Source organism: Tsukamurella sp. NPDC003166 (assembly GCF_040611135.1).
Lineage (GTDB): Bacteria > Actinomycetota > Actinomycetes > Mycobacteriales > Mycobacteriaceae > Tsukamurella.
Genome location: NZ_JBEXNL010000002.1, coordinates 341,257 through 357,689 on the forward strand (window position 1 = coordinate 341,257; position 16,433 = coordinate 357,689).

General features: G+C 73.5%; 14 protein-coding genes. 10 read left to right on the forward strand and 4 right to left on the reverse strand.

The window, feature by feature from the left end; all coding sequences use genetic code 11:
* The 8 genes from ABZX10_RS03885 to ABZX10_RS03920 all read left to right on the forward strand — a co-directional run bounded on the left by ABZX10_RS03885 (position 1) and on the right by ABZX10_RS03920 (position 11,333).
* Positions 1-453, forward strand: a complete 453-nt coding sequence (locus ABZX10_RS03885) for a GNAT family N-acetyltransferase (protein ID WP_355534697.1) — start codon at positions 1-3, stop codon at positions 451-453.
* Complete coding sequence (locus ABZX10_RS03890) at positions 446-2,305, forward strand: VWA domain-containing protein (protein WP_355534699.1); 1,860 nt, start codon at positions 446-448, stop codon at positions 2,303-2,305. Before ABZX10_RS03885 ends, ABZX10_RS03890 begins: the two co-directional genes overlap by 8 nt.
* A gap of 13 nt (positions 2,306-2,318) precedes the next feature.
* Positions 2,319-2,936, forward strand: a complete 618-nt coding sequence (gene cobO / locus ABZX10_RS03895) for a cob(I)yrinic acid a,c-diamide adenosyltransferase (protein WP_355534701.1) — start codon at positions 2,319-2,321, stop codon at positions 2,934-2,936.
* A 55-nt stretch (positions 2,937-2,991) separates the two neighbouring features.
* Positions 2,992-4,407 (forward strand): cobyrinate a,c-diamide synthase, encoded by a 1,416-nt coding sequence (locus ABZX10_RS03900; protein ID WP_355534703.1) that lies wholly within the window; start codon positions 2,992-2,994, stop codon positions 4,405-4,407.
* 63 nt (positions 4,408-4,470) lie between these two features.
* Complete coding sequence (locus ABZX10_RS03905; protein WP_355534705.1) at positions 4,471-5,073, forward strand: DUF4822 domain-containing protein; 603 nt, start codon at positions 4,471-4,473, stop codon at positions 5,071-5,073.
* 30 nt (positions 5,074-5,103) lie between these two features.
* Positions 5,104-6,342 carry a uroporphyrinogen-III C-methyltransferase gene (cobA, locus tag ABZX10_RS03910; RefSeq protein WP_355534707.1) on the forward strand — a complete coding sequence of 413 codons (1,239 nt, stop codon included), beginning with the start codon at positions 5,104-5,106 and terminating at the stop codon, positions 6,340-6,342.
* Positions 6,343-6,428: 86 nt separating this feature from the next.
* Entirely contained in the window at positions 6,429-8,810 is a 2,382-nt protein-coding gene (locus tag ABZX10_RS03915; protein WP_355534709.1) for an MFS transporter, read from the forward strand.
* A 246-nt stretch (positions 8,811-9,056) separates the two neighbouring features.
* Positions 9,057-11,333, forward strand: a complete 2,277-nt coding sequence (locus ABZX10_RS03920) for an MFS transporter (RefSeq protein WP_355534711.1) — start codon at positions 9,057-9,059, stop codon at positions 11,331-11,333.
* Between the two features lie 89 nt (positions 11,334-11,422).
* Here ABZX10_RS03920 and yaaA read toward each other — a convergent pair whose 3' ends face one another.
* Entirely contained in the window at positions 11,423-12,169 is a 747-nt protein-coding gene (yaaA, locus tag ABZX10_RS03925) for a peroxide stress protein YaaA (protein WP_355534713.1), read from the reverse strand.
* Positions 12,170-12,194: 25 nt separating this feature from the next.
* Here yaaA and ABZX10_RS03930 point away from each other — a divergent pair, with 25 nt between their 5' ends.
* On the forward strand, positions 12,195-13,952 hold the full coding sequence (locus ABZX10_RS03930) for a proline--tRNA ligase (protein ID WP_355534715.1): 1,758 nt from the start codon (positions 12,195-12,197) through the stop codon (positions 13,950-13,952).
* A gap of 66 nt (positions 13,953-14,018) precedes the next feature.
* On the opposite strand, the gene ABZX10_RS03935 is transcribed toward ABZX10_RS03930, so the two are convergent.
* From ABZX10_RS03935 to ABZX10_RS03945, 3 genes are all read right to left on the reverse strand, one after another.
* Entirely contained in the window at positions 14,019-14,720 is a 702-nt protein-coding gene (locus tag ABZX10_RS03935) for a DUF4190 domain-containing protein (protein WP_355534717.1), read from the reverse strand.
* 63 nt (positions 14,721-14,783) lie between these two features.
* Positions 14,784-15,218 carry a ferritin-like domain-containing protein gene (locus tag ABZX10_RS03940; protein WP_355534719.1) on the reverse strand — a complete coding sequence of 145 codons (435 nt, stop codon included), beginning with the start codon at positions 15,216-15,218 and terminating at the stop codon, positions 14,784-14,786.
* Positions 15,215-15,724 (reverse strand): hypothetical protein, encoded by a 510-nt coding sequence (locus ABZX10_RS03945; protein WP_355534721.1) that lies wholly within the window; start codon positions 15,722-15,724, stop codon positions 15,215-15,217. Before ABZX10_RS03945 ends, ABZX10_RS03940 begins: the two co-directional genes overlap by 4 nt.
* A gap of 129 nt (positions 15,725-15,853) precedes the next feature.
* Here ABZX10_RS03945 and rimP point away from each other — a divergent pair, with 129 nt between their 5' ends.
* Positions 15,854-16,432 carry a ribosome maturation factor RimP gene (gene rimP, locus ABZX10_RS03950; RefSeq protein ID WP_355534723.1) on the forward strand — a complete coding sequence of 193 codons (579 nt, stop codon included), beginning with the start codon at positions 15,854-15,856 and terminating at the stop codon, positions 16,430-16,432.
* The last annotated feature ends 1 nt before the right edge of the window (position 16,433 follow it).

Below are 16,433 nucleotides of genomic sequence, written 5' to 3' on the forward strand. Positions count from 1 at the left end.
GTGCGCCGCGCCACCGGCGACGCACTCGACGCGAGCACCCTGTACGCGCTGCTGAAGCTGCGCGCGGAGGTGTTCATCGCCGAGCAGCAGAGCCCCTGGCTGGACGTCGACGGGCGGGACCTCGACCCGTCGACCGTGCACTTCTGGCTGCCCGACGGTGCCCCCCGGACCGGCCCGGATGGTGACGTCGTGGCGACGGTCCGGCTCACCGACGAGGGTCCGGGCCTGGCCCGGATCGGCCGGGTGTGCGCGGCACCGTCGGCCCGTGGGCAGGGGCTGATCGGCCTGCTGATGGCGGCCGCGCTCGATGAGCTCGGCGACCGGGCGTGCCTGCTGGAGGCGCAGTCCCACCTGGAACCGATGTACGCGAAGTACGGATTCGCCCGCGAGGGAGACGAATTCGTCGAGGACGGGATCCCGCACGTCCCGATGAGGAGGCCGGCACGTGACTGACCGCTACCCGTTCAGCGCGGTCGTGGGCCATGACGAGCTGCGGCTCGCGCTGACACTGTGCGCCATCGCGCCCGCCGTGGGCGGCGTGCTCGTGCGCGGCGAGAAGGGCACCGCGAAGTCCACCGCCGCGCGAGCGCTCGCTCCGCTGCTGCCCGCCCGGCCCGACGGTGCCCGCGCCCGCCTCGTGGAGCTGCCCATCGGCGCCACCGAGGACCGCGTCGTCGGCTCGCTGGACCTGCACCGCGCGCTAGGTGAGGGCGCGGTCGACTTCACGCCCGGCCTGCTCGCGGACGCCGACGGCGGCATCCTCTACGTCGACGAGGTCAACCTGCTCTCCGACCACCTGGTCGACGTGCTGCTCGACGCCGCCGCGATGGGGCGCGTCACCGTCGAGCGCGACGGGATCTCCCGCGCCTACCCCGCCCGGTTCGTGTTGGTGGGCACCATGAACCCGGAGGAGGGCGAGCTGCGCCCGCAGCTGCTCGACCGCTTCGGGCTCGCCGTGGACGTGCACGCGAGCCGGGACGTGGACGTGCGCGTCGAGGTGATGCGCCGACGCCTCGCCTTCGAATCCGACCCCGCGGCGTTCGCCGCCGAGTACGCCGACGCCGACGCCGACCTGGCCCGCCGTATCACCGATGCCCGCGACCGGCTTCCACGGGTCGCGTTGCCCGACGCCGAGCTGCGCCGCATCGCCGCGGTGTGTGCCGCCTTCGACGTCGACGGCATGCGCGCCGACCTGGTGATCGCGCGTGCCGCGCTGGCGCATGCCGCGTGGCGCGGCGCCGCCGAGGTCACCGAGGCCGACGTCCGCGTCGCCGCGGAACTGGCACTGCCGCACCGCAAGCGCCGCGACCCCTTCGACGAGCCCGGCCTCGACGACACCGAGCTCGACCGCGCCTTCGACGACGCCCGCGCCGACGACGACCCGGAGCCCGAACCGGATCCCGATCCCGACGGCCCGGGAGGCGGCGACGCCCCGGAGCCGCCGCTGTCCGGGCCCGACTCGGCGGGATCGCAGGAACAGCAACCGGAACCGGCGGCCGGCGGCGCCCCGCTCTCGACCGCGCGGCACCGCACCGTCGGGAAGCTGACGGTGCCCGGCACCGGGACCGGCGGAGCGACGGGACGCCGCTCCAAGACGCGCTCGGATCGCGGTGGCGTCGTCCGCGCCGCGCCGGCGGGCACCGGTTCCGGCCTCCACCTCGCCGCGACGTTGCGGGCGGCCGCGCCCGAACAGGCCGCGCGTGGCCGGGCCGCCGGGCCGCTGCGCCTCGCGCCGTCCGACCTGCGGTCCCCGGTGCGCGAGGCGACCGAGGGCAACCTCGTCGTCTTCGTCGTGGACCTCTCCGGGTCGATGGCGGCACGCGAGCGGCTGGCGCTGGTCGGCGAGGCCGCGGTCTCGTTGCTCCGCGACGCCTACCAGCGGCGCGACAAGGTGGCCGTGATCGGCTTCCGCGGCGCCGAAGCGACGTTGCTGGTCCCGCCGACCCGGTCGGTCGACGTGGCCGTCGCGCGGTTGTCCCGCGCCCGCACGGGCGGCCGCACCCCGCTCGCCGAGGGGCTGATCGAGACGCGGAAGCTGTTGCGCCGTGAGGATCTGCGGCCCGACGCCCGGCGGCCGCTCGTCGTGCTGCTCACCGACGGCCGCGCGACCGCCGGCCGTGACCCGCTCCCGCGGGCGCTGGCCGCCGCCGCCGGCCTGCACGCGGACGCCCGTGCGTGCGTGGTCGTGGACTGCGAGACGTCCATGGTTCGGCTGGGGCTGGCCGCGAAGGTGGCGGCGGCCCTCGGGGCCACGATGCTCCCACTCGACGGATTGAGCCCCACCGACCTGGCCCGCGCGGCCTGACGAAGGAGAAGCCATGCCGCAGGGCAAGGTCGAGACGGTACCGCAGGACGGGCTCACCACCCGGCAGCGCCGCAACCAGCCGGTGCTCGCGGTGCACACCGGTCCGGGCAAAGGGAAGTCGACGGCCGCGTTCGGCATGGCCATGCGGGCCTGGAACCAGGGCTTTCCCATCGGCGTCTTCCAGTTCGTCAAGAGCGCGAAGTGGAAGGTCGGTGAGGAGGCCACGATGCTCGCCCTGAACGAGGTGCACGAGCGCACCGGCGCGGGCGGGCCCGTCGAGTGGCACAAGATGGGGCAGGGCTGGTCGTGGCTTCGCCGCACCGGCGACGCCGAACAGGACCACGCCGAGGCCGCCCGCGACGGGTGGCGGGAGATCGCGCGGCGCCTCAGCGTCGAGCAGCACCGCTTCTACGTGCTCGACGAGTTCACCTACCCGCTCAAGTGGGGCTGGATCGACGTCGACGAGGTGGTCCAGACCCTGGTGAACCGTCCCGGGAACCAGCACGTGATCATCACCGGCCGCGACGCCCCGCAGGCCCTCATGGACGCCGCCGACCTGGTCACCGAGATGACCAAGGTCAAGCACCCGATGGATGCGGGGAGGAAGGGGCAGAGGGGGATCGAGTGGTGACGAACGGCTCCGGGGTCCCGGGAGGCGCGGTGGCCGGGGAGAGTAGGGGCATCGAATGGTGACCACGCCTGCGGTCGTGATCGCGGCACCGTCGTCGGGGAGCGGCAAGACCACGATCGCGACGGGGCTGATGGGGGCCCTGGCCCGGACGAGCACCGTCGCCCCGTTCAAGGTGGGCCCCGACTACATCGACCCCGGCTACCACGCCCTCGCCACCGGCCGGCCCGGCCGCAACCTGGACCCCGTGCTGTGCGGGGAGCACCGCATCGCGCCGCTGTACCGGCACGGCGCGCGTGGCACGGACATCGCGGTCGTCGAGGGCGTGATGGGCCTCTTCGACGGCCGGATCGTGGACGGCCCGGGCGGCGCGGCCGTCGAGGGGATCGGCTCCACGGCCGACGTGGCGGAGAAGCTCGGAGCCCCGGTCATGCTCGTCGTGGACGCCCGCGGCCACTCGCAGTCCCTCGCCGCGCTGCTCGCCGGATTCACCACGTACCGGCCCGGCGTCGCGCTGGCCGGGGTGATCCTCAACCGCGTCTCGAGCGCCCGGCACGAGCGGGTCTTGCGCGATGCGTGCGCGCACGCCGGCCTCGAGGCGGTCGGCGCGGTGCCCGGCGCCGCCGCGCTGGAGGTTCCCGCGCGGCACCTCGGACTGATCCCTGCCGCCGAGCGCGGTGCCGAGGCGGTCGACGCCGTCGCCGCGATGACGGAGCTGGTGGCGCGGCACGTGGACGTCGAGCGGATCCGCGAGCTCGCGCGCCCCGTCGCGGACGGGCCGGTGTGGTCACCGTTCGACGAAGTCGGACACTCGTCGCGGCCGGGGGACGTGGCGCGCGTCGGCCGCACGAAGGAGTCGACTGTCGGCTCGCCGACGGTGGCCCTCGCGGGGGGCCCCGCGTTCAGCTTCGGTTACGCCGAGCACGAGGAGCTGCTGCGCGCGGCGGGGGCACGGGTGCGCCGCTTCGACCCGCTCGCGGACGAGCTGCCCGAGGGCGCCGCCGCCGCAGTGTTCCCCGGCGGGTTCCCCGAGGTCTATGCGGAGAAGCTGTCCGCGAACGAGGCGCTGCGCGCGCAGGTCCGGGACCTCGTCGCAGGAGGGGGAGTGGTGCACGCGGAATGCGCGGGACTGCTCTACCTCGCCGAGTCGCTCGACGGTGTCCCGATGTGCGGGGTGGTGCCGGGCGCGGCGACCTTCACCCGGCGCCTGCGGCTCGGCTACCGGGACGCGGTGGCGCTCGCGCCGAGCCCGTTGTTCGACGCGGGGCAGCGGGTCACGGGGCACGAGTTCCACCGCACGACGTTCGTCGGCGGCGGCGCCCCGGGGGGCTCGCCGGCGTGGGGATGGCGCGACGGCGACGGGGTCGCGTCGACCGACGGTCACGTCTCGTCCGCTGTGCACTCCTCGTATCTCCACGTGCACCCTGCCGGATACCCCGAGGTGGCGGAACGCCTGGTCAGAGCGGTCGCGTGAGGAGTTCGTCTCACCCTGAGCGGGGGCCTCGCGCGGGCTGAGAGGTTCCTGTACAAAAGCCTCATGCACACCTCGATCAAGCTCGTCTCCGTCACCTTCGCCGCCGCCGCCGTGGTCGCCACCTCCGCCTGCGCCGCCGGCTCCTACGCCGCCCCCGGCTCGCCCTCCGCCTCCGCCAAGCCCAGCGCCTCGGCCAAGCCCAGCCACGCCGCCCCGTCCTCGGCCAAGGCCGCACCGTCGTCGGCCAAGGCCGTCGCTCCGAAGGCCGTCCCGGTCAAGGCCGGCACTCCGAGCGCGGTCCTCGCCTCGACCGCGTGGGAGACCACCTCGGCCAAGGACGCCAAGGGCGCCAAGGTCGCGCTGACCGACAAGAACGTCAAGAACTACGTGGGTTGGGCGTACTTCAAGAAGGACGGCACCTTCACCCTCTACAACCTGGACGACAGCGCCAAGGGCAAGGGCCTGTGGACCGTCTCCGCCGATGGCAAGACCCGCGACATCACGGCCCTCAATGCGGACGGCAGCGTGCAGTACAAGCGCACCGTCGAGATCGTCACGCTGACCGAGAAGGAGTTCACCTACCGGGTGTACCCCGAGGCCTCGAACAAGGCCGTGTACTACGACATCGTGCACACCGCCACCAAGCACGCAGAGCCGCGCGCGTAGTCGCAGTGGCCGCTCACTAAGCTGAGCGGAATGAACAGCCACGGCGCCCCGCAGGATCCCTACCTCGTCGGTCTGGACCTGCGAGGGCGCCGTGTCGTCGTCGTGGGGGCCGGCACCGTCGTCCAGCGCCGCCTGCCCGTGCTCCTCGCCGCGGGCGCCGACGTGCACGTCATCGCCCCCGAGGCCACGCCCGCCGTCGAGTCGACGCCCGGCATCGTCTGGCACCGTCGGGAGTACGCCTCCGGCGACCTCCTGGGCGCCTGGTACGTTCTGGCCGCCACGAACGACCCCGTGGTCAACGCGGCCGTCGTCGCGGAGGCCGAGGTGCAGCGCACCTTCTGCGTCCGGGCCGACCTGGCCCGCGAGGGCACCGCGGTCACCCCCGCCACCGTCGCCGCCGACGGGCTGCAGGTGGGCGTGCTGGCGTCGGGGGATCACCGCCGGTCCGCCGCCGTCCGGGACGGCCTGCGTGCGGTCCTCACGGGGGAGTCCGACGGTGCGCCGTCGAACGAGGGCCGGAAGGCGGGGCTGGCGGGGAGTGTCGCGCTCGTCGGCGGCGGTCCGGGCGACCCGGACCTGATCACGGTGCGCGGACGGTCGCTGCTCGCCCTCGCGGACGTGGTCGTCGCCGACCGGCTCGCGCCGCCGCGGCTGCTGGCCGAGCTCGCGCCGCACGTCGAGGTGATCGACGCGGCGAAGGTGCCGTACGGTCGCGCGATGGCGCAGCAGGCCATCAATCAGGTGCTCATCGACCGCGCGCGCGAGGGGAAGTTCGTGGTCCGGCTCAAGGGCGGCGACCCGTACGTCTTCGGCCGCGGCTTCGAGGAGCTCGAGGCGCTCGCCGCCGAGGGCATCCCGGTCACGGTGGTCCCCGGCATCACGTCGTCGATCGCGGCGCCGTCCGCGGCGGGGATCCCGGTGACGCACCGCGGCGTCACCCACGAGTTCGTCGTCGTGTCCGGGCACGTCGCCCCCGGCCACCCCGACAGCCTGGTCGATTGGGACGCCCTCGGGCGGCTGCGCGGCACCGTCGTCGTGCTCATGGCCGTGGAGCGGCTCGCGGCGATCGCGGCCGCCCTGATCGCGGGCGGCCGCCCCGCGCAGACGCCTGCGGCCGTGGTCGAGAACGCCACGACCGGGGGACAGCGCACGGTGCGCGGCACGCTCGCCACCATCGCGGCCGATGCCGCCGCCGCCGAGGTGAAGCCGCCCGCGGTGCTCGTCGTCGGGGCCACCGCGGGGTTCACCATCGCCGCCGATCAGTCTTGATTCCTGTCACTTCAGTAACTTGTACCCCACTCGTTACCCGGATCGACTTCCGGATCCGGCTGATCACTCGGTAGCCTCAGGGCATCATGACCTCTACGATCGCGCCCGGCAGCCCGGCGCAGACCTATCGCGTCAAGGGCAGCGCCGTCGGCATCCCCATCCTCGTGCTGTGCGGGATGATCTTCCTCTCGGTGCTCGACGGCACCGTCGTCTTCGTCGCGATGCCCGAGATCCAGGACGCCCTGGGGCTTTCGGACGCCTCGAAGGTCTGGGTGTTCGGTGCGTACGCGTTGACCTTCGGCGGATTCCTCCTGCTCGGCGGCCGCCTCGGCGACACCTTCGGCCGGAAGAAGATGTTCCTGCTCGGCGTCGTCGGATTCACGATCGCCTCGCTGCTCGCGGGATTCGCGACCAATGAGGCATGGCTGCTCGCCGCCCGCGTCGGCCAGGGCTTCTTCGCCGCCATCGCCGGACCGACCGCGCTCGCGCTGATCGCGACCACCTTCGCGCCGGGTAAGGCCCGCAATCAGGCGTTCGCGGTGTTCGGCGCGATGGCCGGGCTCGGCTCCATCGCCGGCCTCATCGCCGGCGGCCTGCTCGCCACCATCGAGTGGCGCCTCATCTTCTGGATCAACGTCCCGGTCGGCCTCGCCTGCGCGATCGGCGGCTGGTTCACCCTGGACGAGGCGATGTCCGAGCGGCGGCACGCCCTCGACGTCAAGGGCGCCGTGCTCGCCGTCGCAGGCTGCGTCACCGGCGTCTACGCCCTGACCGCGGGCCCCGAGGCGCACTGGAAGAGCGTCACCGTCTACGTCGCCGCGGCGGTCAGCATCGTGTGCCTGGCTCTGTTCCTCTGGGTCGAGCGATCGGCGAAGAACCCGATCCTGCCCTTCTCCCTGTTCAACAACCGCAACCGGGTCGCGGCCATGGTCGCGATCCTGGTGTGCGGCGCCCTGATCCCGACGCTCGGCTTCTACGTGGCGCTGACCTTCCAGCTGGTGCTCGGGTACACGCCCTTCCAGTCGGGGCTGGCGCTGCTGCCCTTCGCGGTCGGCTTCGGCATCTCGGTCGCCGTCAGCGCCTCGCTGGTCCGGCGGTTCCAGGCGCGCTGGCTGGTCGCCGCGGGCGGGGTCGTCGTCTTCCTGCCCTGCGTCTACGTGCCGACCCTGATGAGCAAGGCGCCCGCGACCATCGGCTACTTCCCGCAGATCGCGCTGCCCGTGTTCTTCATCGGCATCGGCGTCGGCCTGGCGGTCGTGCCGCTGCCGCTGGGCGCGGTCGCCGGCGTGCGACCGTCGGAGATCGGCCCGCTGACCGCGCTCATCGAGGTCGCCCAGAACCTCGGCGGCATCGTCGGCCTGGCGTCCGTGCAGGTCGTGGTGACCTCCCGGATCATGGCGGAGCAGGGGCCCACCACCGGGCACCTCAAGCACAAAGAACTCACGGGCGAGGCGATCCACGCGCTCGCCTCCGGCTACGGCCTCGCGTTCCTGGCGTGCGCGGCGATCCTGATCATCGCCGGGCTCGTGGTGGTCCCGTTCATGCGGTTCACCCCGGACGAGATCGCCGAGGGCCAGGCGGCCAAGGAGTCCAGCGAGTCCGGTGGCGCGATCCCGTCGACCTCCTTCCCGGCGCAGGCCTTCGAGGCGGACGACGACGATGTCGCCGACGACTGGGAGCCGATCGAGGGCGACGTGACCTCGGGCCCGATCCCGGTGGTCCGCCGCGAGGATCTGGAACGCGCCTACAACGAGAAGCCGGGCGACCCGGAGCCGGTGTACTTCACCGACCGGTTCCGCGCGATCAAGCGCTCCGCCGTCGAGGCGCCCGGCGCGCAGCGCCCGCAGGCCCCGCAGCGGCCGCCCGCGCGGGCCCCGCAGCCGCCGACGCAGGCGATCCCGGCGGCGCGGCCGCAGCGTCCGGTACCGTCCGGGGCGGCACCGTCGGATACCCACCGGGCCTATTCGCACCCGAGTGACCCGCTGCCGCGCCGTACCGGTGCCCCCGGCGACGACCTGGCCGGCGTGGCCCGCCCATCCGGACCGATCCAGCGCGAGAGCGCGGACCTGCCGCGCCCACCCGCGCCCCCGCAGCAATCGGGTCGACAGCAGCAACCGGGTCGACAGCAGCGACCGCAGCAGCCGTACCGGCCCGGCGGGACCGCGCAGCGGCCGAGCGCGCCGATCCACCGTCCCAGCCAGCCGATCCAGCGCCCGAGCGGCGGGCCGAACCGCCCGAGCGCGCCGGTGGAACGCCCGAGCGGCTCGATGCCGCGCCCCGCGCAGCACCAGCCCCCGCAGTACCGCGGACCGGAACAGCAGCCGCAGGATGAGCGACCCCTGCCCAGGCCGGCGCCGAGCGACGGCGGCCGGCACGCCGCGCCCGCGCCGGACGGCATGCATCGCCCGGAATCGTCGGAGCAGGCGGACCGCGTGAGCCGAGCCCGTCGGCACCGTCGGGAGGACTGAAGCTCCGGTCGAGATCGCGGCCGCCCCCGGCCGAGCGCCGAGGCGCGAAGGGCGTGTCGTCCGAATTGTGACCTTCCGGTGACCCGGCCGATGCTCGATCCCCGGATCAGCACCGTGGTCTGCGGAAACAGCCACCGGAGATGGGTTCCGACCGCACGGATATTTCGTCACTCCAGTAACTCGGGTTACGAAAACCGGCATGAACGATTTCCGGGCAGCTTCTATCAGCCGGTAGCCTCGGACCTCATGACTTCCACGACGATGGCCCCCGGCGGCCCGGCGCAGACCTACCGCGTCAAGGGCAGCGCTCTCGGCATCGCCATCGTCGTGCTGTCCGGGATGATGTTCCTCGCCGTGCTCGACGGCACCGTGGTGTTCGTGGCGATGCCGCGCATCCAGGAGGCCATGCACCTGTCCGACGCTGCGAAGGTGTGGGTGTTCGGCGCCTACGCGGTCACGTTCGGCGGCTTCATGCTGCTCGGCGGCCGGCTCGGCGACACCTTCGGCCGCAAACGGATGTTCATGCTCGGCGTGGGCGGCTTCACCTTCGCCTCCCTGCTCACCGGCTTCGCCACGAACGAGGTGTGGCTGCTCGCGGCGCGCGCCGGGCAGGGCTTCTTCGCCGCGATCGCCTGCCCCACGGCGCTGGCGCTCATCGCGACCACCTTCGCGCCGGGCAGAGCGCGCAACCAGGCCTTCGCCATCTTCGCCGCGATGGGCGGGCTGGGCTCCGTAGCGGGCCTCATCGCCGGCGGCCTGCTGGCCACCTGGGACTGGCGCCTCGTCTTCTGGATCAACGTCCCGGTCGGCATCGCGTGCGTGATCGGCGGGTGGTTCGCGCTCGAGGAGTCGATGTCCGAGCGCCGGCACGCGCTGGACGTCAAGGGCGCGGTCCTCGCGGTCGCGGGCTGCGTCACGGGTGTGTTCGCGCTGACCGCGGGACCGGAATCGCACTGGCAGAGCCCTGCGGTCTACGTCGCGGCGGTCTTCAGCGCCGTGTGCCTAGTGGCCTTCCTCTACGTCGAGCGGACCGCGAAGAACCCGATCCTGCCGTTCTCGCTGTTCCACAACCGCAACCGTGTGGCCGCGATGGTCGCGATCCTCGTGTGCGGCGCCCTGATCCCGACGCTCGGCTTCTACGTCGCCCTGACCTTCCAGCAGGTGCTCGGATACACGCCGCTGCAGTCCGGCCTCGCGCTCGTTCCGTTCGCGGTGGGCATGGGCATCTCGACGCTGGTCGCCTCGAAGCTCGTGCTCAAGTACCAGGCGCGCTGGCTCGTGCTGCTGGGCGGCGTCATCGTCTTCCTGCCGTGCCTCTACGTGCCCACCCTGATGACCCGCGACCCGTCGACGGTGACCTACTTCCCGTACATCGGCGTGCCGGTGTTCCTCATCGGCATCGGAGTGGGCTTCGCGATCATCCCGCTGCCGCTCTGCGCGCTCGCGGGCGTGCGGCCCACCGAGATCGGCCCGATGTCGGCGCTGGTCGAGGTGTGCCAGAACCTGGGCGGCATCATCGGCCTGGCGTCGGTCCAGGTCGCCGTGACCTCGCGGATCATGGCGGGCGGCGGTCCCACCAGCGGCGAGCTCAGTACCGATCCGGCCGTGCACGCGGAACAGCTCACGGCGCTGGCCTCCGGCTACGGCCTCGCGTTCATCGCGTGCGCGGTGATCCTCATCGTCGCCGGGCTGGTCGTGGTCCCGTTCATGCGGTTCACGCCCGAGGAGGTCGCCGAGGGGCAGGCGGCCCAGGAGTCCAGCAAGTCCGGCGGCGCGATCCCGTCCACGTCCTTCCCGGCGCAGGCCTTCGAGGAGGACGACGACGTCGACGACGACTGGGAGCCCATCGAGGGCGATGTCACCTCAGGCTCGTTCGCCGCGATCCGCCGCGAGGACTTCGACCGCGCCTACAACGAGAAACCGGGCGACCCGGAGCCCGTGTACTTCACGGACCGTTTCCGGGCGATCAAGCGCGGGCAGGCCGACGGTGCCGCGCCGCAGGGTCCGCAGCCGCCCACCCAGAACTTCCCCGCGGCCCGTCCGCAGCGCCCGGCGGCCCAGGGCCCCGCCCGGCCGCGCCCCGCGCAGCCGCGCCCGGCACCGTCGGCGCCGCAGCAGGCCTACTCGCACCCGAGCGACCCGCTGCCCCGTCCGGCCTCGCAGCCCGGCGCCGACCTCGCCGGCCTGGCCCGGCCGTCGGGCCCGATCCAGCGCGAGAGCGCCGACCTGGAGCGTCCGCCGGTGCCGCCGCGGGAGCCCGCGCACCGCAGGCCGGCACCGCAGCCGCCGCGCCGGCCCGCCGCGGACCCGCACTACCCGCCGAGCCGCCCGATCCCGCACGCCGCGCGCCCGATGCCGCGGCCCACGGGTCCGCAGCCCGTCCCGCCGCCGCCGGCGCAGCGCGAGTTCGCGCCGCAGACCGGTGGCCGGCACGCGCTGCCGGAGCCGGACGGTATGCACCACGCGGCCTCGCCGCAGGCCGACCGCGTTCGCGCCCGCCGCCACCGCCTCGACGAGACCTGATCCCCTGCCGTCTCCCACCCCGTGCGCGCGGCCGCACCCCGCACGCGAGGTGTGGCGCCGCGGCGAGGGTGGGGGAGCCGAAGGCCCCGTCAGGCTGTGGTGACGATCGTGACCTCGGTGGGGGAGGACAGCTCCGCCTGCAGGCCGGCCTTCTCCGCGACCCGCACCACGGCCCGTGCGTCACCGGGCTCGGCGCGGGTGACCACCAGCGCCCGGGCCAGCAGCCCCTTGTGGTGCTTGTTGAAGTGCGAGACCACGGCGCGTGAGCCGTCGGGCTTCTCGGTGACGACGGTGGCCGTGACCGCCCCCGGCACCTTCCCGAGCGCCGCGTAGCCGCCCGAGCGCAGGTCGACGACGAGGCCGCGGTCGGCCGCAGCGAGTGCATCGGCCAGCGCGGGCTTCCAGGCAGCCGCCAGCGTGCCCAGCCCCGGCAGCTTCGATCCCGACGAGAGCCGGTACGCGGGGATCGCGTCCTCGGCGCCGACCACGCCGAACAGCGCCGAGCCCACGGCTAGGCGGGCGTCCGCCTTCGCGCGCTGCGCCTTCGTCAGCCCGCGGACGTCGAGGGCGTCGTAGAGCACGCCCGTGTACTGCTCGATCGCGGGCCGGGTGGACGCGGTGCGCAGGGCGCGGTTGCGCTCCAGCTCATCGGTCTGGCCCTCCGACAGGCCCAGCGCGGCGCGGGCGGCACCGTCGTCCTCCGAGAGCGCGATGAGGGCGTCGAGGAGGCGCCTGCGGGTGGGCGTCAGCGACGGGAAGGTGAGCGTCTCGAGGTCGAGGGGCGCACCGGAACCGCCACCGGCCTTGGTTTCGGACGGGGGAAGCAGGATCAGCACACCGGACACACTAAGCTGTGGCGTCGTGATCACCCGATTCTCCCAGCTGTTCCTGCGCACGCTCCGCGACGACCCCGCGGACGCGGAGGTTCCCAGCCACAAGCTGCTCGTCCGCGCCGGATACGTGCGCCGCATCGCGCCCGGCGTCTACTCCTGGCTGCCGCTGGGCCTGCGGGTGCTGCGCAACGTCGAGCAGGTCGTCCGCGAGGAGATGAACGCGATCGGCGGCCAGGAGATCCTGCTGCCCGCGCTGCTGCCGCGCGAGCCCTACGAGACCACCAACCGGTGGACCGAGTACGGCGACGGCCTGTTCCGCCTGCAGGACCGCAAGGGCGCCGACATGATGCTCGGTCCCACCCACGAGGAGATCTTCGCCCTCACCGTGAAGGGCGAGTACAACTCGTACAAGGATCTGCCGGTCATCCTGTACCAGATCCAGACCAAGTACCGCGACGAGGAGCGGCCCCGCGCGGGCATCCTCCGCGGCCGCGAGTTCGTCATGAAGGACAGCTACAGCTTCGACACCACCGACGAGGGCCTCTCCGAGGCCTACGCCAAGCACCGCGCCGCATACCAGAAGATCTTCGCGCGCCTGAATGTGGAGCACGTCATCGTCTCCGCCACGTCCGGCGCCATGGGCGGCAGCGCGTCCGAGGAGTTCCTCGCGGTGAGCCCCGTCGGCGAGGACACCTACGTCCACTCGACCGAGTCGGACTACGCCGCGAACGTCGAGGCCGTCATCACGCCCGCGCCGCCCGCGATCGAACTCGACGGGCTGCCCGCCGCGCAGGTCTTCGACACCGCGGACACGCCCACCATCGACACGCTCGTCGCCTGGGCCAACGCGGGGGCCGACGGTGCCTCCGTCCTCGGCCGCGAGGTCGTCGCGGGGGACACGCTCAAGAACGTCATGGTCAAGACCCGCGCCCCCGGCGGCGAGTGGGAGCTGCTCGGCATCGGCGTGCCCGGCGACCGCGAGGTGGACTTCAAGCGGCTCGAGGCGTCGCTGGAGCCCACCGAGGTCGCGCTGATCGAGGCGGAGGACTTCGCGAAGTACCCGTTCCTCGTCAAGGGTTACATCGGCCCGAAGGCGCTGTTGGAGAACGAGGTCCGCTACCTGGTCGACCCGCGCGTGGTGACCGGCACCGCCTGGATCACCGGCGCCGACGCGCCCGGCCAGCACGTGGTGAACCTCACCGCGGGCCGCGACTTCACCCCCGACGGCACCATCGAGGCCGCCGAGGTCCGCGACGGCGACGCCTCGCCCGATGGCCGGGGTGTGCTGCGGTCCGCGCGCGGCATCGAGATCGGCCACATCTTCCAGCTGGGCCGCAAGTACACCGACGCCTTCGAGGTGGACGTGCTCGGCGAGAACGGCAAGCCCGTGCGGCTCACCCAGGGTTCCTACGGCGTCGGTGTCTCGCGGCTCGTCGCCGTCATCGCCGAGCAGCAGCACGACGACAAGGGGCTGCGCTGGCCCAAGGGCATCGCCCCGTTCGACGTGCACGTCGTGATCGCGAACAAGGACGAGGGCGCCTGGTCGGGCGCGGAGGAGCTGGCCGGCGCGCTCGACGCCGCGGGCCTGCAGGTGCTCCTCGACGACCGCAAGGCCTCGCCCGGCATCAAGTTCAAGGATTCGGAGCTGGTGGGCGTCCCGACCGTGGTCGTGGTCGGACGCGGCTGGGCCGACGGGGTCGTCGAGCTCCGCGACCGCCTCACCGGCGAGTCCCGCGAGATCCCCGTCGCCGACGCCGCCGCGGAGATCACCGCCGCCGCCCGCTGACCCGAAGACGCCGCGAGGCCCGCACCCCTCATCGGGCGCGGGCCTCGCGGCGTTCGGCCGCGGAGCTCAGACGAGCAGGCTCGCCAGGTCGAGCACGGAGCTCGACGACGACGGTGAGGTCGCGATCGCGACGATCACGATGATCACCACCACCACGAAGATCACGAGGCCGATCGCGCCGGTGATCACGCCGGCCAGCGCCATGCCGTGACCGCCCTGGCCCGTCTGCTTGGTCTGCTTCATGGCGATGATGCCCATGATCACGCCGACGAGCCCGAAGACGATGCCCCCGTAGAAGCAGTTCGCGGGGATGGAGATGATGCCGCAGATCATGGCGGCGATCGCGAGGCCGTTGGTCCCGGTGGGCTGCTGGCCGTAGCCGGGCGCGGGATAGCCGGGCAGGTTCTGGCCGGGGTACGCGGGGAACCCGGGCTGCTGCCCGAACTGCTGCTGGCCGTAGTCGTTCTGCCCGAACTGTTGCTGGCCGGGGTACACCGGCGGGGCGGCGTACGGGTCCGCGTTCGGCGCGGCGTAGGGGTTCGGGGCCGCGTAGGGATCGGCGGGCGGGGCGTACGGGTTCGACGGTGCCGCGTACGGGTCCGGCTGAGCCGTCGGGTGCACCGTGGTCGCCGCGTCGGGGTCGCCGCCGACGTCCGACGCGGTGTCGCGCTTGGTCAGGTCCGGGCCGGACGGAGCCGGCTCGGCGGGACGGATCACCGTCGGATCGTAGGTCCCGTCGCCGGGCTGGTGCGGATCACTGGACGTCATCCTGCGAGTGTAAAGGCATCGCAACGCGCAGCGCCGTGGCCGAGGACACCGCCGGTAGGAGCGTTACGTACGGATCCCCGGGAAGGGGCCGGTCACGGGCGTGACGCCGAGCGCGGCCCGCCATCGTGCGCCGCGCACGGCGGCGCCCCCGAGACCGGTCACGCCCAGGTGGCGCACGCCGTCGCCGTCGCCGTGGGTGAGCACGCCGCGGTGGGCGGCGGCGCTGTCGTCCTCGGCGGCGACCGCCACCTTCGCGGCGCTCACCGGGTCGGTCACGGGCTCGGGCGGGTTGTAGGCGGCCGCGGCGACGGGCACGTCGACGCCGGCGGCGGCGAGGACCCGGGCCAGGGCGTCGCGCTGGGCGCGGTGTTCCGCCGCGTACGTGGCGATCTCGGCGCGGCGGGTGGGTGCGGCGAAGGCCTCGACCAAGCCGTACAGGTACACCGCCGCGTGCTCCGACGTCAGTGCCGCGGCGACCGCCTCCTGCGCGGGCGTCATCCGAGCACCACCTCGGCGTGCACGCGGGTGGCCGCGGCGACGGAGCCGAGCAGCGCGGCCTGATAGCCGGACGCCGCGACGGCGGCGTCGCCCGCCTCCCGGGCCGACCGGGCCAGCTGCGCGCGCAGCGACTGCCGGGTCGCCGGGGCGGGTGCCGCCGCGGTCGACGACGGTGCGGCGGTCACCGACGTGGGTCGCTGCACGTAGCGGGAGAGCTCGTCGGTGAGGGCGTTCGCGTGCTGGCCGCGCTGGTCGGCGATGAGGCTCAGCTGGGGGCCGGCGGCACCGTCGAGCACGGCGAGTCCGCGCGCGAGGTCGGCGTCGGCCTGGGCCCGGGAGGCCGCCGCCTGCAGGCGCACGGCCTGCGGATCGTCGGCGCGGTCCTCCGGGGTGGTGCACCCGGCGAGGGCGGCGCCGCCCACGAGGGCGCCACCGGTGACCAGCGCGGATGTCAGGGCGGTGCGCCGGTCGATGCCGCGGCGCGCGCGAGGGGGTTGGTCGATCACGGGCACGAGTCTATGGGTCCGGCGTACGGCCGACGGCGTGGCGGTCGGCTCGCGCGCCATGAGTACACTGGTCGCAGCGTTCGACACCGTGGGCGAGGTGCCCCGGGACAATTTCACAGGGAGGCGCGTATGGCATACGACGAAGCGGCGGTGAGAGCCGTCATCACGCCCCACCTGGAAGCGGCGGGCCTCGATCTCGAGCAGCTGAAGATCAACAACGCCGGCCCGAAGTCATCGATCACGGTGGTGGTCGACAGCGACGCCGGCCCCACGCTCGACGGCCTGGCCGTCCTGGCCCGGGCGCTGTCCGCGGCGGTCGACGACGCCGACGAGGTCTTCGGTGGCCAGGCGTTCACCCTCGAGGTCACCACGCCGGGCGCGGAGCGCCCGCTCGCCGAGCCCCGTCACTGGCGCCGCGCCCGCGGCCGTCGAGCCGCGATCGAGCTGCGCGACGGCTCGAACCTGCTGGCCCGCGTCGGAGCTCTCGCGGACGACGGGAGCACGGTCACCGTCGTGCTACCCGGGGCGAAGGGCGCCGCCCCGACGACCCGCGAGCTCGCCCTGGACGATGTGGCCGCGGCCGCCGCCCGGGTCGAGTTCCGCAGGCCCGACCCCCAAGAGATGGAGCTCTCGGGCATCACGCCCGGGCGCGTGGAGTCGGGCGCCGAGCCCGAGGATCTGACCGGCGACGACGCCGACGAGGAATGAG

Coding starts and splice junctions, on each gene's coding strand:
- cobO (WP_355534701.1), top strand. CDS start 2,319: ATGCCGCAGGGCAAGGTCGAGACGGTACCGCAGGACGGGCTCACCACC.
- ABZX10_RS03900 (WP_355534703.1), top strand. CDS start 2,992: ATGGTGACCACGCCTGCGGTCGTGATCGCGGCACCGTCGTCGGGGAGC.
- ABZX10_RS03905 (WP_355534705.1), top strand. CDS start 4,471: ATGCACACCTCGATCAAGCTCGTCTCCGTCACCTTCGCCGCCGCCGCC.
- cobA (WP_355534707.1), top strand. CDS start 5,104: ATGAACAGCCACGGCGCCCCGCAGGATCCCTACCTCGTCGGTCTGGAC.
- ABZX10_RS03915 (WP_355534709.1), top strand. CDS start 6,429: ATGACCTCTACGATCGCGCCCGGCAGCCCGGCGCAGACCTATCGCGTC.
- ABZX10_RS03920 (WP_355534711.1), top strand. CDS start 9,057: ATGACTTCCACGACGATGGCCCCCGGCGGCCCGGCGCAGACCTACCGC.
- ABZX10_RS03935 (WP_355534717.1), bottom strand. CDS start 14,720: ATGACGTCCAGTGATCCGCACCAGCCCGGCGACGGGACCTACGATCCG.
- ABZX10_RS03940 (WP_355534719.1), bottom strand. CDS start 15,218: ATGACGCCCGCGCAGGAGGCGGTCGCCGCGGCACTGACGTCGGAGCAC.
- rimP (WP_355534723.1), top strand. CDS start 15,854: ATGGCATACGACGAAGCGGCGGTGAGAGCCGTCATCACGCCCCACCTG.